Annotated in this window: 21 protein-coding genes; 15 read left to right on the top strand and 6 right to left on the bottom strand. The window is 62.3% G+C overall.

What is annotated here, in order from left to right; all coding sequences use genetic code 11:
- The first annotated feature begins 67 nt into the window (after positions 1–67).
- The 4 genes from fabZ to LGH83_RS04105 all read left to right on the top strand — a co-directional run bounded on the left by fabZ (position 68) and on the right by LGH83_RS04105 (position 4,944).
- Positions 68–532: a 3-hydroxyacyl-ACP dehydratase FabZ gene (gene fabZ, locus LGH83_RS04120; protein WP_227400723.1), complete on the top strand. Its 465-nt coding sequence runs from the start codon at positions 68–70 to the stop codon at positions 530–532.
- 17 nt (positions 533–549) lie between these two features.
- Positions 550–1,368 (top strand): acyl-ACP--UDP-N-acetylglucosamine O-acyltransferase, encoded by an 819-nt coding sequence (gene lpxA / locus LGH83_RS04115; protein ID WP_227400722.1) that lies wholly within the window; start codon positions 550–552, stop codon positions 1,366–1,368.
- On the top strand, positions 1,365–2,564 hold the full coding sequence (gene lpxB, locus LGH83_RS04110) for a lipid-A-disaccharide synthase (RefSeq protein ID WP_227400721.1): 1,200 nt from the start codon (positions 1,365–1,367) through the stop codon (positions 2,562–2,564). Before lpxA ends, lpxB begins: the two co-directional genes overlap by 4 nt.
- A 184-nt stretch (positions 2,565–2,748) precedes the next feature.
- Positions 2,749–4,944 (top strand): GumC family protein, encoded by a 2,196-nt coding sequence (locus LGH83_RS04105; protein WP_227400720.1) that lies wholly within the window; start codon positions 2,749–2,751, stop codon positions 4,942–4,944.
- Positions 4,945–4,951: 7 nt separating this feature from the next.
- Here the strand turns inward: LGH83_RS04105 and LGH83_RS04100 are convergent, their stop codons facing one another.
- Positions 4,952–6,133: a GNAT family N-acetyltransferase gene (locus tag LGH83_RS04100; RefSeq protein WP_227400719.1), complete on the bottom strand. Its 1,182-nt coding sequence runs from the start codon at positions 6,131–6,133 to the stop codon at positions 4,952–4,954.
- A gap of 129 nt (positions 6,134–6,262) precedes the next feature.
- On the opposite strand from LGH83_RS04100, the gene LGH83_RS04095 reads away from it, so the two are divergent.
- Entirely contained in the window at positions 6,263–7,315 is a 1,053-nt protein-coding gene (locus LGH83_RS04095) for a polysaccharide deacetylase family protein (RefSeq protein ID WP_227400718.1), read from the top strand.
- A 7-nt stretch (positions 7,316–7,322) separates the two neighbouring features.
- Here LGH83_RS04095 and LGH83_RS04090 read toward each other — a convergent pair whose 3' ends face one another.
- On the bottom strand, positions 7,323–7,553 hold the full coding sequence (locus tag LGH83_RS04090) for a DUF2842 domain-containing protein (RefSeq protein WP_131117686.1): 231 nt from the start codon (positions 7,551–7,553) through the stop codon (positions 7,323–7,325).
- Positions 7,554–7,676: 123 nt separating this feature from the next.
- Between LGH83_RS04090 and LGH83_RS04085 the strand changes: the two genes are divergently transcribed.
- Positions 7,677–8,837 (top strand): COX15/CtaA family protein, encoded by a 1,161-nt coding sequence (locus LGH83_RS04085; protein WP_227400717.1) that lies wholly within the window; start codon positions 7,677–7,679, stop codon positions 8,835–8,837.
- A 495-nt stretch (positions 8,838–9,332) separates the two neighbouring features.
- Here the strand turns inward: LGH83_RS04085 and LGH83_RS04080 are convergent, their stop codons facing one another.
- Together LGH83_RS04080 and LGH83_RS04075 are read right to left on the bottom strand one after the other, a co-directional pair.
- Positions 9,333–10,259 carry an alpha/beta fold hydrolase gene (locus tag LGH83_RS04080; RefSeq protein WP_227400716.1) on the bottom strand — a complete coding sequence of 309 codons (927 nt, stop codon included), beginning with the start codon at positions 10,257–10,259 and terminating at the stop codon, positions 9,333–9,335.
- Between the two features lie 58 nt (positions 10,260–10,317).
- Positions 10,318–12,600, bottom strand: a complete 2,283-nt coding sequence (locus tag LGH83_RS04075; RefSeq protein WP_227400715.1) for a lytic transglycosylase domain-containing protein — start codon at positions 12,598–12,600, stop codon at positions 10,318–10,320.
- A 288-nt stretch (positions 12,601–12,888) separates the two neighbouring features.
- Between LGH83_RS04075 and dapA the strand changes: the two genes are divergently transcribed.
- On the top strand, positions 12,889–13,779 hold the full coding sequence (gene dapA / locus LGH83_RS04070; RefSeq protein ID WP_131117674.1) for a 4-hydroxy-tetrahydrodipicolinate synthase: 891 nt from the start codon (positions 12,889–12,891) through the stop codon (positions 13,777–13,779).
- A 26-nt stretch (positions 13,780–13,805) separates the two neighbouring features.
- Positions 13,806–14,282 (top strand): SsrA-binding protein SmpB, encoded by a 477-nt coding sequence (gene smpB / locus LGH83_RS04065; RefSeq protein ID WP_131117671.1) that lies wholly within the window; start codon positions 13,806–13,808, stop codon positions 14,280–14,282.
- Here smpB and LGH83_RS04060 read toward each other — a convergent pair.
- Both LGH83_RS04060 and LGH83_RS04055 read right to left on the bottom strand, forming a co-directional pair.
- On the bottom strand, positions 14,279–14,941 hold the full coding sequence (locus LGH83_RS04060) for a uracil-DNA glycosylase (RefSeq protein WP_227401726.1): 663 nt from the start codon (positions 14,939–14,941) through the stop codon (positions 14,279–14,281). The genes smpB and LGH83_RS04060 overlap by 4 nt on opposite strands.
- Entirely contained in the window at positions 14,938–15,555 is a 618-nt protein-coding gene (locus LGH83_RS04055) for an NYN domain-containing protein (protein ID WP_227400714.1), read from the bottom strand. Before LGH83_RS04055 ends, LGH83_RS04060 begins: the two co-directional genes overlap by 4 nt.
- 268 nt (positions 15,556–15,823) lie before the next feature.
- Between LGH83_RS04055 and rpoZ the strand changes: the two genes are divergently transcribed.
- The 7 genes from rpoZ (at position 15,824) to rnc (ending at position 22,036) form a co-directional block, all read left to right on the top strand.
- Positions 15,824–16,216 (top strand): DNA-directed RNA polymerase subunit omega, encoded by a 393-nt coding sequence (rpoZ, locus tag LGH83_RS04050; protein WP_131193819.1) that lies wholly within the window; start codon positions 15,824–15,826, stop codon positions 16,214–16,216.
- A gap of 139 nt (positions 16,217–16,355) precedes the next feature.
- A complete protein-coding gene (locus LGH83_RS04045; protein ID WP_131119919.1) occupies positions 16,356–18,548 on the top strand; it encodes a RelA/SpoT family protein in 2,193 nt (730 codons plus the stop codon).
- 67 nt (positions 18,549–18,615) lie between these two features.
- Positions 18,616–19,200 (top strand): orotate phosphoribosyltransferase, encoded by a 585-nt coding sequence (gene pyrE / locus LGH83_RS04040; protein ID WP_227400713.1) that lies wholly within the window; start codon positions 18,616–18,618, stop codon positions 19,198–19,200.
- A 14-nt stretch (positions 19,201–19,214) separates the two neighbouring features.
- Entirely contained in the window at positions 19,215–19,982 is a 768-nt protein-coding gene (locus LGH83_RS04035) for a pyridoxine 5'-phosphate synthase (RefSeq protein WP_227400712.1), read from the top strand.
- A complete protein-coding gene (gene acpS, locus LGH83_RS04030; protein ID WP_131117655.1) occupies positions 19,979–20,386 on the top strand; it encodes a holo-ACP synthase in 408 nt (135 codons plus the stop codon). The genes LGH83_RS04035 and acpS overlap by 4 nt, the downstream gene beginning before the upstream one ends.
- Before the next feature lie 139 nt (positions 20,387–20,525).
- The gene (gene lepB / locus LGH83_RS04025) at positions 20,526–21,323 is read left to right on the top strand and encodes a signal peptidase I (RefSeq protein ID WP_131117652.1); all 798 of its coding nucleotides are present in this window, start codon (positions 20,526–20,528) and stop codon (positions 21,321–21,323) included.
- Positions 21,320–22,036 (top strand): ribonuclease III, encoded by a 717-nt coding sequence (gene rnc, locus LGH83_RS04020; RefSeq protein ID WP_227400711.1) that lies wholly within the window; start codon positions 21,320–21,322, stop codon positions 22,034–22,036. The genes lepB and rnc overlap by 4 nt, the downstream gene beginning before the upstream one ends.

The following is a 22,036-nucleotide window of genomic DNA, read 5'->3' as shown; positions in this document are numbered from 1 at the left end:
GCGCTCTTTTTCTTGCCGGCCCCGGCTGTCCCATGCCGACCACGAGGCCAAAATCGATGGATTCCGAATGGACGATACGGTGCTGCCGATAACGCTTGATTCCCTCGATATTCAGCAACTGCTCGAGGCGCTGCCTCATCGTTATCCATTCTTGCTGGTCGATAAGATCATCAGGATGAAGGGCGACGAGAGTTGTGTCGGGATCAAGAACGTCACGATCAACGAGCCGCATTTCCAGGGGCATTTTCCGGGTCGGCCGGTGATGCCGGGCATCTTGCTGATCGAGGGTATGGCACAGACGGCCGGCGCGCTTTGCGTCCACTCGAAGGGCCTTGCTCGACCGAAGCTGGTCTATTTCATGACGATCGATAAAGCCAAGTTTCGCAAGCCCGTCGTGCCGGGAGACGTCGTCGAATATCACCTCGCGAAAACGGCGCACCGGCGGAACATGTGGTGGTATAAGGGTGAGGCCAAGGTCGACGGTGTCCTTGTGGCCGAAGCACTCATCAGCGCCATGCTGGTGATGGATTGACGGCCGTCGAGCGGTCAGTGGCGGTTCGCGAGGTCGGGGTTCATTCCCTTGCGGTCGTCGAGCCAGGGGCCGTCATCGGTCGCAATGTCTCGATCGGGCCATTCTGCACGATAGGCGCCGATGTCGAACTCGGGGACGATGTCCATCTCGTGTCGCATGTGGCGGTGGCCGGCCGCACGTCGATCGGCGCGCGGACGCGCATTTTCCCATTTAGTTCGATCGGCCACGAGCCGCAGGATCTCAAATACCGGGGAGAGCTATCGCGACTCGACATTGGGTCGGATTGTCTGATCCGCGAAGGCGTCACCATGAATCCCGGAACGGGGTCGGGCGGCATGCTGACCTCGGTCGGTGATCGCAGCACCTTCTTGGCCAATGCCCATGTGGCCCATGATTGCCGGGTCGGCAGCGACGTCATCTTCTCCAACAATGTGATGCTGGCTGGCCATTGCCGGGTCGGTGATTTCGTCATCCTGGGCGGTGGCGCAGCCGTCCACCAATTCGTCCGCATCGGCCCGCATGCTTTCGTCGGCGGTCTTGCGGGGGTCGAAAACGATGTCATTCCCTACGGCATGGCGCTCGGAAATCGCGCGCATCTGGCCGGCCTCAATCTCATTGGTTTGAAGCGTCGAGGCTTCACGCGCGAGCAGATCCACGATCTTCGGCGGGCCTATCGTTTGCTCTTCGCGGCAGAAGGAACCCTGAAAGAGCGGGTCGAAGATGTGGCGGGCGAATTTTCGACCCACGTCGAAGTGCATGAAATTCTCGATTTCATCCGCAATGGAGCCGATCGCGCGATCTGCGTCCCGCGCGAGGTCAAGGATGTGGCGGGGTGAAGCCTCCGCGTGCCGTCGGCGGTGCGTCAGACCGGCGTGAAACACCGCTGCGGCTCTACATTGTGGCCGGGGAGCATTCCGGAGACCAACTCGGCTTTAAGCTGATGCGGGCTTTGCGTCGTCTCTCGCCCCGGCCTCTCACATTTGCGGGGGTCGGCGGCGATCGCATGGAAGCCGAAGGGCTTCGGTCGCTGTTTCCCCTGACCGATATCGCGGTTATGGGCATTCTACCGGTCATCAAGCGTCTGCCGACCGTGCTACGCCGCATATCCGAGACCACCGCCGCCGCGGTGGCGTTCAAACCCGACGCGTTGATCATCATCGACAGCCCGGATTTCACGCATCGTGTCGCCCGCCGCGTGCGCCGGCGCCTGCCGGGCATTCCCGTGATCGACTATGTCAGCCCCACGGTTTGGGCCTGGCGAACGGGGCGCGCGAAGGCCATGCGGGCCTATGTCGATCACGTGCTCGCACTTTTACCGTTTGAACCGGCCGCCCATGCCCGTCTCGGCGGCCCGACCTGCACCTATGTGGGCCACCCACTGATCGAGCGGATCGACGAGTTTCGTCCCGTGCCGCAGGATGTGGATCGCCGCCGCGAGGAGCCTCCCGTCGTCGTGGTTCTGCCGGGGTCGCGTCATTCCGAAATCCGCCGCCTGATGGATGATTTCGGCGGGGCGCTCGAACGGTTGCAAGCGTCTTACGGGCCGCTCGAGGTGGTGCTGCCGGCCGTCGACCATCTGGCTGCCGAGATCGAGGCCCGCGCGGCTGCTTGGCCGGTTCAGGTCCGCATCCTGCGGGGTGAAGCCGAGAAGCTCGCGGCATTCCGGCGCGCAAGAGTGGCGCTTGCTGCCTCCGGCACGGTGACGCTCGAACTCGCCTTGGCGGGCGTACCAACTGTCGTTGCCTATCGGGTCACGCCGGTCGAGATGCGGCTGCGGTTTCTCATCAAGGTGCCATCGATCGTGCTGCCCAATCTCGTGACCGGCAGCCTCGATATCCCAGAATTCATTGGAGATGCCTGCACGCCGGAACGTCTCGCGGCGGCGCTGCTGCCTTTGCTTCGCGAGACGCCTGCGCGGCAAGCTCAAACGGACGCGATGCGGCGCCTGGACTCGCTGATGAGCCTTGAGACCGGCGAAGTCCCGAGCGAGTGCGCCGCCTCGGTCATCCTGCGCCACATTGGCGCGCTCTGACGCTTTCACGCCGCAAGCTTCGAAAAAGACTCTCAAAATCCTGAAAAAATCCGCTTACGGTTAATGGAGCCTCAATCTCCATCCCGTCTAATCGATCCATAAGCCGAGTGGTCCGTCTGGATTCGACAGCATGTCGATGCCGCCGACCGCAAGGCCTCGAGAGGTCGGTCGCGTCGGAGTGGTCATGCGGATTGAGAGCGAGGACGACCTTCAGCGAGACGCCGAGTTCCGACGCGAACTCGACCTGTCGTCGATCGGTCGCACGATCGCGCGCCGCAAATTATGGGTCATCGGCCCCGTCGCGTTCTGTTTCATCGCCTCGATCATCGGCGTCAATCTGGTAAAGCCGCGCTATACCGCCGAGTCGAAAATTCTCATCGAGAATGGCGAGAATTTCTTCACGCGGCCAGACCGCGGCGAGCGGGAAACGGCACAATTGCCGGACGACGAGGCGGTGCAGAGCCAGGTGCAACTCATCTCGTCGCGCGATATCGCGCGGGACGCCATCACGGCTCTCGACCTGAAGGGCAATCCTGAATTCGATCCGCTGGCCAACGGTCTTGGCGTGCTGTCTCGCGCGGCGGTTTTCCTCGGGCTCGAGCGGGACCCGATGCGGGTCAGCTCCGAGGAGCGCATCCTGACCTCCTATTACGACAAGCTGACCGTCTATCCGGTGATCAAATCACGGGTGCTGAGTGTTCAGTTCACGTCGCAAAATCCCGATCTGGCCGCCAAGGCCGCGAACACGATTTCCGATCTCTACATAAACCTCCAGTCGAGCACGAAGCGTGACGCGGCCCGGACGGCGGCCGCGTCTCTGGCGTCGTTGATCGCTGATCTGCGGGTGCGGGCGGCTGCGGCAGAAACGAAGGCCCAGACCTATCGCGCCGGCAACGGACTGCTGATCGGATCGAATAATACGACGATCACGGCCCAGCAGTTGACCGACATCAACACGCAACTGGCGCAGGCCCGGAGCGCCGAGGCGGACGCGCAAGCCAAGGCAAAGCTGTTGCGGGACATGATTCGTGCCAACCGCGTCGGCGATGTACCGGATGTCGCCAATAATGACCTGATCCGCCGGATCTCCGATCAACGCATCACCCTCAAGGCGCAGATCGCCCAGCAAGGCCGCACTTTGTTGCCTGGCCATCCGCGGATGCAGGAAATGAGCGCCCAACTGGCGGATCTCGACCAGCAACTGCGCCTCGAAGGCGAGAGAACCGTTCGGACGCTGGAGAACGAGGCTCGCATCGCGGCGAGCCGGGTCGTCAATCTTCAAACCGCTCTCGACACGCAGAAAAAGACTGCAAGCGTGGCTGGGAGCGACGAAGTGGCTTTGCGCGATCTCGAATCGCAAGCGCGTCTGCTGAAAGATCAGCTCGAGTTCAACACGCAGAAATATCAGGAGGCTCTGGCCCGCGAGAGTGCCGCCTCGACGCCGGCGGATGCGCGGATCATCTCGCGCGCGGTGGCGCCCGAAGTCCCGTCGTTCCCGAAGAAAGGTCCTATGATCGCCATTTTCACGCTTGCGGGCTTGCTGCTGTCGATCGGTCTGATCATCGCTCGGGAATTGCTCTCGGGTCGTGCGTTCCTGCGTGACACGTCGCCGGGATCGATGCCGGTGCCGGTCAGCGGCAATCCGGAGTTTAGCGACGATGCGTTCGTCGATCCTCGATCGAGGCGTCCCCGCGGTTTGTCGGCACAAGCGGTCGAGCCCGGTGCCCCGTTCGCGCGCACCCCAACGGGGGATCGCAGGGGTAACGGGCAATTCGAGGCCGTGGTCGAGGATATTCACCAGCGCCGCAAACTGCATGGGGCGGTGCGGGTCGCGATTGCCGGCGCCGATCCGGAGATCGCAGTTCTGCCCGTCGCCCTGTCGTTCGCGCGCGCGCTTGCTCGTCAGGATCGCGTGATCCTGGTCGATTGTGGTGCCGTCCCCGGTGGGCTGGACCGTGCCTTGATGCGGAGTGCGGACGATCTCGCCGCGCGGGGCCCGGTTCTCGGGCTCAAGGATCTGCTCGTTGGCGCCACGACTTTCGCGGAAGTGATCCATCGTGATCCCCTGTCGCGATTGCACATCGTTCCGCTTGGGCGGGGTCAATTGGAAGGCAATGCCGAGGGCTTCGACATGGTCGTCGATGCTCTCGCGGAGACCTACGATCATGTGGTGCTCGCGGTTCCCGTGCCGCGCGTGTCGACCGAGATGCTCCGACGCGCCGATCCAACAGATCTCGCGGTGCTGCTCTTTTCCGCCGACGCGCCGCGGTCGGATGTCGATGCAAGCCGCGCCGCCCTTTACGCCGCCGGGGTCGCCGAGGTGATCGGCTTCGACGCCGCGCCAGGGCTGGACGGGCAGGCGGCTCGCAGCGCCGCCTGAACAGTCCTTAAGAGCCGCGAGGCGCGATCTTGCGAAGCCGGAGGGCCAGCGCCCAGACGCGCGGGGATTGTTTGATGCGGCGCTTGATTTGAAGCCTGAGCGCGTCGAGCCAGACGAACACCCGCCCGAGGATGGAGACCGGCACAAAGCCGTCGACCAACGGGTCGGTGATCGGGCAATAGGTTGCCTTATAGCGGGCTTCTCCGATGCCGAGATCGACGCTGGCGAAACCCTCACGGCACTTTTCGGCCAAAACGTGCACGAGGAGCAAGTCGCCCGGGCTTGTCTTCGCGGTCGTCGGATCGTCGTCGTAGGACATGATCAGCCCCGAAAAGCGACCGGCATGACCGAGGCCCCCAAAGGTGGCCACAATCCGGTCTCCGCAGAGCAGCGCGTGCAATTCGAGACTGGCGGGATGGTCGCTCGAGCGTCCTGCGGCGCGGTGCAGAAAGGCTTCGGCCTCGGCCTTTTCCGGATCGTCCCGAATTCCGAGCGCAGCGAATTTTCGGCTTTTCTGATCGAGATAGGCGGCCAGGACCGCATCGATTTCGGCGGGCGTGCGTGCCCTCAAGGTCGAGACGGGTCCTTGACGTTCGAGGGCCGTGCGCTTGCTCCGCAGCGTTTTGCGAGCGCGCGCCGAAAGCTGGTCGTTAAAAAATTGATTCGGGTCGGAGGGCAACGTGGCTCTGTGGCTGAAACTCGGGCTCGGTTGCGACGGCAGGAGCGTCAGCGGATTGGGGGTGCCGTTCCACGTCAGCGGCTGATTGATAAAGCCGTAGACGTCGAGCGATGGTTCGATCAAGGCTGCCGCTTGCCGGAGCAGGCCGCCGATCTGGTCGCGCCCCCATAGAAGGGAGGGGTCGAACAGGCCAAGATTGTAGTTCACGTGTTTGCCGCCGAGAAAGCGTGCGACCCAGAGCAGCTTCACGCGACTTCGCCCGAATGGGAGCAGCGCGATAGGGCGGTCCCGGTCGTCATAGGCGACCACGATCATGGGCGTGATCGCATTCGCGCGTCCCTCAGTCTCGCACCAAGCCTTGAGAAAGGCTCTGGTCTGATAGGGCGAGATGGTCGCGATGGCCTGTAGCGCGTCCCATTCGGCCGCGGCCGCCGTGGGGTCATCGAAGACGGTGACCCGTGCCACATGCGCGGCGAGCCGTTCTGCGTCGTCGTCGCGCTCGCTTTGCATCGGTGCTCCGGAAGCCCTCTCGCTTCCTTAGCAATCAAACCTCAATATCCTCTTGCGTAGAGTCAGGATGGCGTCAAATCACGCCTATGATCCTGTGTGTCGCGGCATCCTCTCGCGCCGGAAAGTCGGATGAGCCTGCGCCATCGTTTGATCAGTAACGGTTTCGATGTGATCGCGGCGCTGGGCCTGCATCGCATCGCCGCGCCGCTGACGCGCGGCGTCGGCGCGATTGTGATGTTCCATCATGTGCGACCGACCGGGCCGGAGAGCTTCACGCCGAACAAGGCGCTCGAGATCACGCCGGCCTTTCTCGAGGCGACGATCCTGCGGCTTCGGCAGTCCGGTTATCGCATCGTCACCATGGATGAGGCCATCGCGGTTTTGCGCGAACGGAGCGGCGGGCCACCCGTCGCGGTTCTGACTTTCGACGACGGTTATCGTGACAATGTCGAGTGGGCTCTGCCGGTCCTAGACCGTCATCAGGCGCCCGCCACCGTTTATGTGACGACCGGCTTTGCCGACCGAACCGCGCGGCTCTGGTGGCTCGAACTTGAAGAAGCGATCCGCCATCTCGATCGTGTCGAGGTCGACATCGGGGGTGATCGCGTCGAGCTTCCGGCCGTCGGGACGGCAGAGAAGCGGGACGCCTTCGCAGCAGTCTCTCGGCGGCTTCGGCGCGGACCGGAGGAGCAATTATTGTCGACGATCGCCGAGCTATGCGGACGCGCGGGCGTGGACGGGCGGGCGCTTGTGGAGCGGGAATGCCTGGATTGGACGGCAATCGAAGCGCTGTCCCGGCATCCGCTGATCACGATCGGGTCCCATACGGTCACGCATCCAATGTTGGCCAAACATGCCGAAGCCAAGGTTCTCGGGGAATTGCTACAAGCCAAGCAGATGCTCGAGAAGCACACGGGACGGCCGGTTCGGCATGTCGCCTATCCGGTCGGCGACCCCGCCTCAGCCGGGCCGCGCGACTTCGCACTCGCGGCGCAAGCAGGCTATGTCAGTGGCGTCACGACGCGGCCTGGGCTGCTCTATTCCGGCCATGCCAAGCATCCGATGGCGCTCCCTCGGGTCTCGATCGATGGTCGATACCAGAGCGGTGCCTGCCTCGACATTCTGCTATCGGGTGTCGCATTTGCGGTCTGGAACCGGGGCCGGCGAATCGACGTCACGTGACGGCGTGTCACAAGGCGGAAACGACCTCGTCGGGATCCGGGCGTTCCATCCAGCGGATCAACGGCATCAACGGCAGGATCCATGCAAGCCCGACGATGGCATAGAAGATCCCCTGCGCCCACCCGGGGGCTCGATGGACTGGCTCGGACTGCGCAACCAGCATCGCGACGACCGCATAGATCGCGACAAATGCGAGCATGACGCCGGCGCCGATGAATTTTCGAGTGCGTCTCCTCATATCCAGTCCTCGGCGTTTGTTTGTGCTTTGCTCGATGCGACAGGGTCGCGTCTGGACCGGCGATGCACGTCAGCCTAGAGTTTCTTGTTCTCGCGCAGCGTGACAAAACAGGTGTTTGGCCGAATGTCTACACGTACGACCCTTGATGGTGCCTCGCTTGGTCGTCCGGCAGACGGACATCAGGCCATCAGGTCCGTCTCGCAAACCAGCCGCCTCGGTCAGGTCCGCGCCTGGCTGTGGTTCGTCGCGCTTTTGATCTTGCTGATGGTCGTGGTCGGAGGAGCCACCCGGCTGACCGAATCGGGGCTTTCGATCACCGAGTGGAAGCCGATCAGCGGCATCATTCCGCCGCTCACGGCCGACGCGTGGCAGGCGGAGTTCGAGCGCTACAAGACGATCCCGCAATATGCCCGCGTGTTTCCCGACATGGATGTCGAGGGCTTCAAGTCGATCTTCTACTGGGAATGGTCGCATCGGTTGCTCGGCCGGATCATCGGCTTTGCCGTGGCTTTGCCGCTAGCTTATTTCTGGCTCACCGGCGCTCTGACCCGCAACCTCAAGATCAAGCTCGTCGGCTTGTTGGCGCTTGGTGGCATGCAAGGCGTGATTGGCTGGTTGATGGTCAAATCCGGCCTCGTCGATCGAACCGAGGTTTCTCAATACCTCTTGGCGCTGCACCTTCTCGTCGCATCCGTCACCTTGGCGCTCTCGGTCTGGTTTGCGGAAAGCTTGCGGACGCCGTCATCGTGGAGCCTCGTGCCGGATCGGATTCGTCGCAGCGCGAGCGTCCTGATCAGGCTCGTTTTCGTGCAGATTGGTCTCGGCGCCCTCGTTGCGGGCCTGCGGGCTGGGAAAATCTATAATAGCTGGCCTTTGATGGGCGACCACCTCGTTCCGCCCTCGAGCGAATTATGGTTTCAGTCGCCGCTCTGGCGGAACATCTTCGAGAACGCGACCACCGCACAATTCGATCATCGCCTCATGGCCTACCTTCTCTTGATCGCGGCCGTGGGTCACGCCGTCGATTGCGCGCGCACGTTGCCGGGTCAACCCGCATCGCGCACCGCACTTGCACTCGCGCTCCTGATCGCGTGTCAGGCGGTGATCGGCATCACCACACTCGTGTGGGCGGTCCCGCTCGATGCCGCTCTCGCACATCAGGCTTTCGCGATGGTCGTGCTCGGGGCAGCGGTTCTTCATCGCTGCCGGCTTCGGCCGAAGGCTGTGTCGTCGCTGGATGTTGCAGCGAGTCGGCCTAGTCTTTCGAGACGAGCCGCCGCTTGATGTTGCGCCTCACCCGTTCCCAGTGACCGGGCGGCAGAGAGATGTCGATGATGCGGCAACGACGTTCTGCTCGCGCCAAGCGGGTCGCCACCTCATAGGCATGACTGCCATAGTCCAACAGCATATCGGCGGCGTCCGATCGGGCGCGTGAACGTCCGGCATGCCACCACGCGATCGGGCTCGCCTTCTGTCGTGCACGCCTGTTGTCCTGTATCGTTTGATCCATTCGCATTCGGGTCTCGCCATAGCTGAACGCATGGCCATAGAGGGCAATCGACCGAGACTATAATATAAGTCGGCAGCGAAAATTCAGTTCGTCATAAAGCTCGTTCAACATGACAGGTGACGGCTATTGATCAAGTCGCAATTGACTCGAGAGCACAAGTTTTTCTCGGCTGCCAACCGGCAACAGTCGAAATTATGAAAGTGACGTAACGTTATCTATTTTATAGTGTGTGATGCTACGACGAAGTAGCCGTTGTCCGTCTCTTTGTCTTACGACAGCAAGGATAGGCCGCGTTGTGCCGCTGCTGTTGAGTGTAGATTGAATCCGCATCGTTCGACGAATTGGCAGATGCGACGCGTGGTCGGGGTGTCGATCAGCAACGGTGCATGACCTTGGCCCGGCACCGTGACGGCCGCGCAGTCGGGATGTCGTTTCGTCATCTCGGCGACAGTCGCGGCGGAGAGCAGATCGGAGTTTTCGCCGCGCACGACGAGAACCGGGACATGTCGCAGGCCCTCAAATTGCGGCCAGAGCACCGGTACCGCGTCAAGGTCGAGCTTCGCGAGATTGTGCATTAGGGCGGGATCGTAGAGCGGGACGAACCGGCCGTCGCGTTCCTCGAATGTGGTGCGGGCAAACGTGTCCCAGTCTTGCTCCTCGAGTGCGGTGAAATGCGCGCTGGCGAGGTGCTTGAGCAGGTCGATCGCGTCCGGCCAGGATTTCGGCTCGGGCAATTTACCGATATAGCCGCGAATGCGCGCAAGGCCGCGCGGTTCGATGACGGGACCGATGTCGTTCAAAACGACGCCTTGCAGGATCGTCGGGCGCACGGCGCCCAGCATCAAGGTATGAAGACCGCCGCGCGAGGTTCCGACGAAAACGGCGGCACCGATCTCGAGCGCCGCAAGAACGGCCAGCAGATCCGCTGACTCGATTGGCAGATCGTAGCGATCCGGGTTTGGGTCGCGCGCCGACAGGCCCCGGCCGCGATAGTCGATCACGAGCACGCGCGCCGCGACGCGGCTCTCAAGCAGAGCCGTGGCCAGGACATGGAAATCGGCCGAGGTCCGGGCCAATCCCGGCAGGCAGACGACCGTGAGCCCACCTGTCGTCCCGCCATCCGCCTGCTGATAGTCTCGGGCGTGGAGGCGAAGAGCGTCTGGGGCCGAGACGAACCGACTGGTGAAAGCAGGCACAGGCGACCTTTCGTGATGATCTGGCGGAGGAGCGGGGGCGTGGCTCACGGCCCTGGGATCAGGTTCCCTTGCCGGTCACGATCGGCTGAGGGTCTGACAGGGACGCGGTCGGCACGCCGAAACGAGCGCGATACATCTGCATGTTCTCGAACACCCGCTGGACGTAGTTGCGCGTCTCCGAATAAGGAATGCGCTCGATCCAGTCGATCGGATCGACGCCCGGCTTGCGCGGGTCGCCATAGATCCCAATCCAGTCCTGCACCTTGCGGGCGCCGGCGTTATAGGCCGCGAAGGTCAGGATGTAAGAGCCGTTCTCGTCGGCCAGGAGTTTGCCGAGATGCGCCGCCCCGATCTGCGCGTTAAAACCGGCGTCGAGCAAGAGCCGCGTCTCATCGAAATCGATCCCGGCCTTTACGGCTGTTTGACGCGCCGTCGAGCCGATCAACTGCATCAAGCCTTTCGCACCGGCGGAGGATACCGACCGGGGATCAAACTCGCTCTCTTGTCGCGCGATCGCATAGACGGTCGAGCGGTCGGCCGAATTGGTGAGCGGCTGGTAGGCCGGGATCCCGAACGTCGGGAAGGCGGCATCGTCGAGCGCGATGCCGCGTTGGCCGGCGGCCTTGCCGACCGACAGGGTGGCTCGCGCATCCTTGGTGGCGGCGACGACGCTAGCGAGCGCTGCGACTTGGCTCTGATCCGGCTCGGTCTTGGCGATCGTCAGGGCTAGCCCGAGCGCCAGATCCCGTTCGCCGAGATCGAACAAGAGGCCGACGCCCTGGATCGCCTCTCGGCGATCGGGACCGGACGCGACAGCGATCGGTTGCCGCAGCACGGCGGGCGGGCGCCCGAGAGCCGCGTTGGCGATTTGGCCATAGAATGTCGTGGGTTGCTGCGCGGCCGTGTCGTAAAACCGGGCTGCGGCCGGCGCATCGCCAGCTGCTGCAGCGGCCCGGCCCTGCCAATAAGCCGCCCGAGACGTCGAGATGGGGCTTTCGGCCAGAGTTGCGGCATTGGCGAAATGCGGCGCTGCCAGAACAGGATCGTTGAGAAAACGCAATGCGATCCAGCCGGCATGAAACTCGGCTTCGATGCGCGACGCGTTGGACGATGCGCCATGTGTGGCGCAGATGCGGAACGCTGTCTTGGCGTCGCCCGCGTCGAGCAGTTTGCGGGCGACGAGGCGACGCTCGGTCCACCATTCGTCGCCATCCACCAGCAGGGTGGGGTCGGAGGGGGCCGACAACATCATCGTGGCGGCGTCGGCGATCTTATTGGCGCGGCGCGCCTTCTGGATTTTGGCGAAGAGCAGGCCGGGGTCGCTCTGCAGGGCTTTCGGAACGGCCGCGATCGCCGCATCCGACGGCATGGACCCGATCACCGCGATGCGCGCCTTCTCGAGCAGCGCGACATCCGGACCCGCGAGAGCGGTCGCTCGCATCGCAGCTGGCAGGTTTTCCTTGTAGAGCAAGCGGTCGGCCCGAAATTTATGATCCTCCCGCCTGAGCAGCGCGCCGAAATCCTTCAGGATCAGGGCTTCTTCCCCAGCGGTCAGATCATCGTTACGCCAGGCCGATCGAATGATCCCCGCTCCTCCGTCGAGGTCGCTGGTCGCGATCCTCGCGCGTGCCAGCGCCAGTCGACCAAACAGGGTCTCCGGGGCCGAACTGGCAAACAACGCCAGTGTCGCGGCAGGATCGCGTGTCGCGACTTTGGCTTCTTCAATGCGCCGGTTGATCCACGTCAGCGTCGGCCAGTCGGGATGCGCGGCCTTGAAGGCTTCGAGACGGGGCAGGCCCGCCTGTCGGGAGGCGAGACGAATCGCGGTCCAATCGAGCAGCGTCCGCAGCGGGCCGCTGGTGAGACGTGCGAAATCGTCGGCTGCCGCAAGGTCGCCTTGCCGATAGAGCCGCAGCGCCTGGCGTGCTCCTGCGAGATCGATCCCCACGCCACCGTCCTGATCGCTCGATGATCGGATCACGGGTGAGGCGGCACCCTTGTCGAGCGGTTGAACGTCCGTTCCGGTTGCGGTCTTGGCCAGCGACGTGACGGTCGGCGGCGCGAAGGCGCTGGCGTCGAGCGTCACCGTTCCGAGATGCGGGGCAGGGACCTCGGCCGAGGAGCGGGCGAGAAACCGAGGGTCTGCCTCGCTCGCCAGGATCGTTGCGGGTGCCTGTGCGACCGGCACGACGGAGGTCGCGGTTGTGTTGCTGAAGCTGAAGTGGCGGTGCTTGGCAATTTCATGGCGGATCGCATGGCGGCTGGTCGGCACCGCCAGGATCACGCCGGCGACCACGATGGCCCCGACAGACCCATAAGCAATGGTGCGCGACTTCGACATGCGTGTCCTCTGGATCTCGCGACGTGACAAAGGTCGACAGAGGCGCGCTCGCGCCCGAAGCCGCCGATGCCATGCTGTGCTCGTTTCCTATAACGGATCGTTAACTACCCGGCTCGATCGGTCGTCGCCGTGCGATATTCCCGCGATCGACTGCGGGCCGGCGTCACGCCCCTTCCCTTACGGTCTTGCAAGGTCTACATCACGACCCTTTGACGGAGCCTGGAAATTGCGGCGCCTGTAGGGCGTTTGATGACTCTGGGTTGATGCGGTCAAATAACGGGATGGGACATGTCCACAACACGTTTGAAGGGCTCGCTGACCGCTTTGGTGACCCCGTTCAGGAATGGGGCGGTCGACGAAGCCGCGCTGCGGGCCCAGATCGATGTTCAAATCGAGAGTGGTACGCATGGTCTTGTGCCGGTCGGCACGACCGGCGAAGGACCGACGCTGAGCCACGAGGAACATAAGCGGGTCGTCGACATCTGCGTCAACGAGACGAGAGGCCGCGTTCCGGTCATCGCGGGTGCCGGATCGAACAACACGGTCGAGGCCATCGATCTCGCGCGCCACGCCGAGCAGGCCGGCGCAAACGGCGTCTTGGTCGTCACGCCCTATTACAACAAGCCGAGCCAAGAGGGGCTCTACCGCCACTTCAAAGCTGTCAACGACGCGATCGGCATCCCGATTGTGATCTACAACATCCCGCCGCGCTCCGTCGTCGATATGTCGGTCGACACGATGAAGCGGTTGTTCGAGCTTCCGAACATCGTCGGCGTGAAGGACGCGACCGGCAATGTGGCGCGCGTGTCGCTGCAGCGTCAGGCGCTGGGGCCGGATTTCGTCCAGCTCTCGGGCGAAGATATGACAGCGCTGGCCTGTATGGCGGCGGGCTCATCCGGCGTGATTTCGGTCACGTCCAATGTTGCGCCGAAGCTCTGTGCCGACATGATGAGCGCCTGTTTGCGCGGCGACTTCGCGACAGCCTTGGCGATTCAGGATCGTCTGGTGCCGCTGCATACGGCCTTGTTCATCGAGCCAAACCCGGCCGGCCCCAAATATGCGCTGTCGCTGCTCGGCCTCGGGACCGAAGATGTGCGTCTCCCGATGGTGACGGTGTCCGAAGCGGCGCGCGGGCAGATCCGTGCCGCGATGCGTCATGCTGGTATTTTGCATGATTGACACGAGTTTGGTGGTGGTGACCTGACGTGGCGGAGAACATCAAGGCAAAGAACTTCAAGGTGGTGGCCGATAATCGACGCGCTCGCTACAATTATGAGATCGGCGAAGTGTTCGAGGCTGGATTGGTGCTGACCGGAACGGAAGTCAAATCGCTTAGGCTTGGGAAGGCCACGATTGCGGAGAGTTATGCATCCGCCGAAAAGGGCGAACTGTTCCTCATCAATGCGAATATTCCAGAATACCTGCAGGCCAATCGCTTCAATCACGAGCCACGTCGCCCGCGCAAACTGCTGATGAAGGCACGGCAAATCGCAAAACTCGCGATCGGGGTCGAGCGCGAGGGCATGTCGATTGTTCCGCTGAAAGTCTATTTCAACGAGCGCGGCATGGCCAAGATCGAGATCGCGATCGCCAAGGGCAAGAAGCTGCACGACAAGCGCGAGACAGAGAAGCTGCGGGATTGGAATCGGGAGAAATCGCGGCTGTTGCGCGACAGAAACTAAATGGCGCGGTCTGGAGGCGGTGCGGCGTCGAGCCACCGGCGCACTTGTGCGAAGACCGCATGGAACATCTCGGTCGTCAGCACGCCCGTGTTCGTGTTGTAGCGCGAGCAGTGATAGCTGTCGAAGAGCGTCGCGCCTCCGAGATCGTGGTGGCGCCCGTGGCCGAACGGATAAGTCGAGAGCCGGAGATTGCGTGAGCGCAGCAGGCTCTCATGTCCGATGCGACCCAAAGCCACGATGGCGGCCAAGCGAGGGAGGGTTGCCTGGGTCGCGGCCAGAAAGCCGTTGCAGGTTTTAATCTCGATCGGCAGCGGCTTATTGGCGGGAGGGACACACCGCACCGCATTGACGATCACACAATCGATGAGCCGCAGGCCATCGTCGGGGCGCTCGCCGTAGGCGCCGACCGAAAAGCCGAAACGATCAAGCGTTTCGTAGAGGAGATCGCCGGCCCAATCGCCCGTGAACGGCCGTCCCGTCCGATTGGCACCCTGGAGGCCCGGCGCCAGCCCAACGATCAATAGACGCGCGTCATCCGGCCCAAACGACGGGACTGGCGCATTGTGCCAATCCGGATGCTTGTCCGCGGCGTCGCGCCGAAAGGCGACGAGACGGGGACAGAGCGGACAATCCGAAGCCGGATCGCGCAACGCCGTCAGTCGTCGATCTCTTCGGGCTCGTGCGAGGGCATAGTCGTATGAGTGCTGGTCCGCCGGTCGACGTGACGGATCGGACGATCCGATCGCTCTCCGACATCGCGCCCGATCTTGCCGGCCATATGGGCCAGATCGATAAAATCATCGGCCTGCCGGCGTAATTCATCCGCGATCATCGGCGGCTGCGTCATGACGGTCGAAACAACCGAAACGCGGACCCCCTTGCGTTGCACCGCTTCCACGAGAGAGCGAAAGTCCCCATCGCCAGAGAACAAGACAATGTGGTCGACATGTTCGGCCATTTCCATCGCGTCGACCGCGAGTTCGATGTCCATGTTTCCCTTGATCTTGCGACGGCCTGTCGAATCGACAAATTCCTTGGCCGGCTTGGTCACGACGGCGTAGCCATTGTAATCCAACCAGTCGATCAGGGGACGGATGGATGAATATTCCTGATCATCCACCATGGCGGTATAGTAAAAAGCTCGGACAAGGCGTCCGTGCGTCTGGTACTCCCGCAACAACCGACGGTAGTCGATATCAAAGCCCACCGATTTGGCGGTTGCATATAAGTTGGCACCATCGATAAACAGCGCAATTCGTTCCGATTCATTCATTTTATTTATAGCTCATGGTCACAGGTCGTAAGCGATGTCCCAGCGAGGCGACGTGAATGCCAGTGTTTTTCATTTCGCATCTTCAGGGTTGCACCACAAGCGTGATAACATAACATTAGAATGAGTTTAACAAACGCCAGAGTCTATCGCTTACAATGGCGCGAGTATGGCGGACCCTTGCGGTTCGGCCCCGCCTTGCGGATTCGTAGCGATCGGTGCTAGACGATGCGGCTAATCTTGATCCGCCGAATTATAAGGAACCGTCTTCATGGCGCGTGTAACCGTTGAAGACTGCGTCGACAAGGTCGAAAACCGCTTCGACCTCGTTCTTCTGGCCAGCCATCGTGCGCGCATGATTTCGGCCGGTGCAGCAATCACGATCGACCGTGACAATGATAAAAATCCTGTCGTCGCGCTGCGAGAGATCGCCGACTCGCGTCTCGCGCCCGAGGATATGAAGGAAGACCTCATTCACTCGCTACAAAAGCATGTCGAGGTCGACGAGCCGGAAGCGGAAGTTGTGCCGAGCTTGTCCGCACCCTCGCGTGTGATGAGCGATACGGCCAGCGAGGTTCAGTTCGACCGCATGACCGAGGAAGACCTGCTCCGTGGTCTCGAAGGCCTGGTGCCCCCGGCCGAAACCGAGGAAGAAGGCGAGTAATTTTCGCGCCGAGCGGACGAGGGCAGCGTCGGACAATCGGCGACGCGTGCGCCTCGCGCCTTGCTTCCCGGGGTCGCGACGCCAATAATACGGCATGACCATTGCTGTGACCGCGCCGAAGCGTCCGGGCGCCGCCAAGATGATGCGGCAGTACGAGCTCGTCGACCGTGTGCGGAGCTACAATCCGGACGCGGATGAAGAGCTTCTCAACCGGGCTTATGTCTATGCCATGAAGGCTCATGGCGCGCAGAAGCGTGCGTCCGGCGACCCCTATTTCACGCATCCGCTTGAAGTCGCCGCCATCCTGACGGATCTCAAGCTCGACGACGCCACCATCGTGGCGGCCGTGCTGCACGATACGATCGAGGATACAGCCTCCACGCGAGAAGAGATCGACACGCTGTTCGGCCCGGAAATCGGGGCGCTGGTCGAGGGTCTCACCAAGATCAAAAAGCTGGATCTGGTGTCGAAGCGTGCTCAACAGGCCGAGAATTTCCGCAAGCTGCTGCTCGCGGTTGCGGATGATGTTCGGGTCCTCTTGGTCAAGCTCGCGGACCGCCTTCACAACATGCGGACGCTGCATTTCGTCCCGCCCGAGAAGCGCACCCGCGTGGCGGAGGAAACGCTCGATATCTACGCGCCGCTCGCGGGTCGCATGGGCATGCAGAGCATGCGGAGCGAGTTCGAGGATTTGGCTTTCGCGCAACTGATGCCCGACGCCTATGCGACCATCACGGCGCGGCTGGATGAGATGCGCGCCAGCAGCGGCAAGTTGATCGGCACGATCGAACATGAATTGTCCGAGCGCCTGAGCGCCCGGGGCATTCGGGTCGACGTGAAGGGACGCCAGAAGGAGCCCTATTCAATTTGGCGAAAGATGGAGCAGAAATCGCTCGCCTTCGAGCAACTCTCCGACATTTTCGGCTTTCGGGTCATCGTCGACAACGTCGAGGATTGCTATCGCGCCATCGGCGTCATTCACACAACATGGCCGAGCGTTCCAGGCCGCTTCAAAGACTATATCTCGACCCCGAAGCAGAACGATTATCGATCGCTGCATACGACGGTGGTGGGTCCGGGTCGGCAGCGCGTCGAATTACAGGTCCGCACCCGCGAGATGAACAACGTTGCCGAAAACGGCATCGCGGGCCACGCGCTCTATAAGGACGGCGTGGCCCTCGATCTGCAGGTGCTGGCCAACGAAAGCCGGGCCTATGATTGGCTGCGTCGCACCATCGAATTGCTGGCTGAGGGCGATAGTTCAGAAGAATTCCTCGAACATACCAAACTCGAACTTTTCCACGATCAGGTCTTCTGCTTCACCCCGAAGGGCCGTTTGATTGCGCTCCCGCGTGGCGCGACCGCGATCGATTTTGCCTATGCGGTTCATACGGATGTGGGCAATTCGGCGGTCGGCGCCAAGATCGACGGTCGCGTGGCGCCGCTTCTGTCCGAACTGAAGAATGGCGACGAGGTTGAAATCGCCTGCGCCGATGGGCAGGTCCCGCCCGCCGCGTGGGAGAGCGTCGTCGTGACCGGCAAGGCGCGGGCTGCCATCCGCCGCGCGACCCGCAGTGCCGTGCGAACGCAATATGCGGGGCTCGGTCGGCAGATCGTCCTGCGTGCCTTTGAGCGGGCTGGTCACACCTTGGTCGATGAGAAGCTGAAAAGCGCGCTCCCGCGCCTCGCTCGCCTGTCGGTCGACGATGTGTTCGCCGCCGTTGGACGAGGCGAAATGTATTCGGGCGATATTGTGAAGGCGGTCCATCCCGACTTCAAGGAAGAGCGGAAGGCCGGGGCAGGGCCCGATAAGGGAGATGCCGGCTGGTTCGGGTTGAGCAAGGCCGAGAACCTGCGCTTTAAATTTCCTGAGCCCTCGGGTTCCATTCCGATTCGGGGCCTCGGGGGCGATCTGCCGGTGCGCTTCGCGCCGAATGGCGGCGCTGTGCCGGGCGACCGCATCGTCGGCATCCTGACGCCGGGTGAGGGCATTACGATCTACCCGATCCAGTCGCCCGCCCTGATGGCGTTCGACGACAACCCAGACTATTGGCTCGACGTGCGGTGGGATATCGACATGGCGCGCAAGGAGTTGTTTCCGGCGCAGATCGAGGTCACGGCCATCAACGAACCCGGTTGTCTGGCCACGATCACGGCCACGATCGGCGACAATGGGGCCAATATCGAGGACCTTCGCTTTGTGGTTCGTTCGCCCGACTTCCGGAAAATGTTGATCGACGTCGAAGTTTGGGATTTGAAGCAATTGAACGCGATCATGTCGCATCTGCGCGCCCAGCCCGTGGTGTCAAACGTACAACGGGTGAACGGGTGAGTGCAGGCGCGCGGCCCTGTCGTGTGACACCACAAGGGCCTTCGCGCCTCGACCGAGTTTGATTCCTATGACCGAAGACGATGTGCTCGACGAATTTCGTGCCGCAGGGGCCTTGCTGGAAGGGCATTTCATCCTGTCGTCCGGTCTGCGGAGCCCGATCTTCCTACAGAAGGTGTTTATCTTCCAAGACCCGGCACGCACAGCGCGACTCTGTGCGGCGTTGGCCGAGAAGGTCAGGGCGCGCTTTGGCGAGGTCGATATCGTGGTGTCGCCCGCCGTCGGCGGCATTATCCCAGGCTATGAAGTGGCACGCCATCTCGGCGCTCTGGCGATCTATGTCGAGCGCGAGGACGGCATGTTCAAATTGCGCCGGGGTTTCTCGATTCCAAAGGGCGCCCGCGTTCTGATGGTCGAGGACATCATCACGACCGGCCTGTCGTCGCGCGAATGTCTCGCCGCCATCGCCGATCATCCGGGCACGCTTGTCGGTGCAGCCTGCTTGATCGATCGCTCGGGCGGACGCGCCGAAATCGGTATCGATCGGGTCGCGCTCGCGACACTTGATGTTCCATCCTATGCGGCCGATGCGCTTCCGCCGGAGCTCGCCGCGATCCCGCCCGTCAAGCCCGGCAGCCGTAACCTTACTCTTTGAACCTTGGATAACCGATGTCGCCTCCGCCTCTTCGCCTCGGCCTCAACATCGACCATGTCGCGACTGTCCGAAATGCGCGTGGTGGCCGTGACCCCGATCCCGTGGCGGCGGCGCTCCTCGGTGTGGCGGCCGGCTGCGACGGGATCACGGCGCATCTGCGCGAGGATCGACGCCATATCCGGGACGAGGATATTGCACGTCTCAAGCGCGGCCTGACGAAACCGCTCAATTTCGAAATGGCCGCAACGCCGGCCATGATGCAGATCGCCCTCGCGACACTGCCGCATGCGGCCTGCCTGGTTCCGGAAAAACGGGAGGAACGGACGACCGAGGGCGGTTTGAACGTCGTCGACGCCATTTCGGATCTACGCCCGATCGTTGCGGAACTGAGTGAGGCCGGCATCCGCGTGTCCTTGTTCATCGAACCGTCGATTGCGGCCATCGAGGCGGCATCGGCGCTGCGCGCGCCGGTCGTCGAACTCCATACGGGCCGCTGGTGTGAGGCGATCGATCACGGCTCGTCGGCGATCGCGGATGAAGAATACGAACGGCTGTGCCGCGCCGCCGAACGGGCCCAGGCGCTCGGGATCGAATGCCACGCCGGACATGGTTTAAACTACGAGACCGCGCGGATCATCGCGGCCATCCCGCAGATCGTCGAATTGAACATCGGCCACTTCATCATTGGGGATGCGATCTCGGTCGGGTTGACGGCGGCCGTGCAGACCATGTTGGCGGCGATGCGCCAGGGTCGCGGTTCGAGCCGTGAGGCGAGCGCATGATCATCGGCATGGGGACCGATCTTTGCGACATTCGTCGTGTTGAAAAGACTTTAGAGAATTTTGGCGAGCGGTTCGTCGAACGATGCTTCACGCCCGTGGAGCGCGCCAAGAGCGAGCGCCGGGCCAATCGCGCCTCGTCCTATGCCAAGCGTTTTGCCGCCAAAGAGGCCTGCGCCAAAGCGCTCGGGACCGGCTTGAGCCAGGGCGTGTTCTGGCGTGACATGGGCGTGGTGAACCTGAGTTCAGGCCAGCCCACGCTGCGTTTGACCGGTGGAGCCGCTGAACGCCTCGCCGATCTGACACCGAGTGGTTATGAGGCGGTCATTCACCTGACATTGACCGATGAATATCCGCTGGCTCAAGCCCATGTGCTGATCGAGGGTCGCCCAGCGCCGAAGCCGTGAGCCTGCGGCTGCTGCCTCCCGCGTGCCATGCTCTTGGCGTTATGACCACCGACAGTTATATCGACCCATCAAGGCGCCCGACGTCGACCGATCGACAACGCCACCGTCAGCCGACGGCCGAAGACATTTGAGAGAAGCGATGACGGAGCCGATGAGCCTGAAAGACGGAAAGGTGGTTACGACCTCAAAAAAATCGCAGGAGGGCGGTTTCGGCGAGGTTCTGAAGGTTGTGGTTCAGGCGTTGTTGATCGCGCTGGTGGTGCGAACCTTCCTGTTTCAACCCTTCAACATCCCCTCGGGATCTCTGATCCCGACCTTGGATATCGGCGATTACCTTTTCGTCTCCAAATATTCCTACGGCTATTCGCGTTATTCCTTTCCGTTCAGCCCAGACGTGTTTTCCGGTCGTATCCTGGCCTCGACGCCGAAGCGGGGCGATGTCGCCGTGTTCAAGTTCCCGAAGGATACGTCGAAGGATTACATCAAGCGGGTAATCGGCCTACCTGGCGACAAGATCCAACTCGTCGAGAGCCGCTTGATCATCAATGGTCAGATGGTGGCTCGCGAGCCCACCACCAAAGTGATGACGCGCGATCAGTTTGGTCATGATGTCGAAGTGCCGACCTATCTCGAGACGCTTCCTGGCGGCGTGACGCATCAGATCATCCAGATCAACGGCGACAACGGTTTTTACTCGAACACGCCCGTCTATACGGTGCCGCCCGGCAATTACTTCATGATGGGGGATAACCGCGACAATTCCACCGATTCGCGCGTGTCGCCGGATCAGGATGGTGTGGGCTATGTGCCGTTCGAGAATTTCGTCGGCCGCGCGGAACTGATCTTCTTCTCGATCGACGATACCGCGCCAGTCTGGGAGTTCTGGCGTTGGCCGACCAGCATTCGCTGGGATCGCCTGCTCAAGCCGGTCCGATGAAGGCGCCGAAGCCAAGCCTGTCCACGACCGCGCTCGAAACCCGGATCGGCCACACCTTCGCATCGCCCGAGTTGCTGCATCGCGCTCTGACCCACATCAGCCACGCCCCGACCGACCGGAAGGGATCCTCTTATCAACGTCTCGAGTTTCTCGGCGATCGAGTGCTCGGGATGGCGGTTTCGGCAATGCTGTTCGAGGCCTTTCCTGAGGCCGAAGAAGGAGAACTGTCGCGGCGGCTCGCCGGTCTGGTGCGGAAGGAAACCTGCGCCGACGTCGCGGCCGAATGGGACGTGTCGCCGCATATCCGCCTCGGCGATAACGAGGCGCAGAGCGGCGGCCACGCCAAGCCGGCCATCATGGGCGACGTTTGTGAAGCCATCATCGGGGCGCTTTATCTCGACGGTGGCTACGCGATCGCCGAAGCCGCTATTACGGCGGTCTGGCGTCCCCGCATGTTAACGCCGACCCGGCCGCTCCGCGATCCGAAAACGGCGCTTCAGGAATGGGCGCAAGGCTTGGGTCGACCCGCTCCCGTCTATCGGGAGGTCAAGCGACAAGGGCCAGCCCATGCGCCCAACTTCACGGTTTCGGTCGAACTCGAGGGGTTTGCGGCCGCGACCGGCGTCGGCACGTCGAAGCGTGCGGCTGAACAAACCGCGGCCCAAGACTTTTTGACGCGAGAGGGTATATTGACGGCTGGCAACCAGGATTGA

Source organism: Lichenihabitans sp. PAMC28606, from assembly GCF_020616535.1.
Lineage (GTDB): Bacteria > Pseudomonadota > Alphaproteobacteria > Rhizobiales > Beijerinckiaceae > Lichenihabitans > Lichenihabitans psoromatis.
Note: the sequence above shows the minus strand (reverse complement) of the source record. Positions and strands in the feature narration are given on the sequence as shown.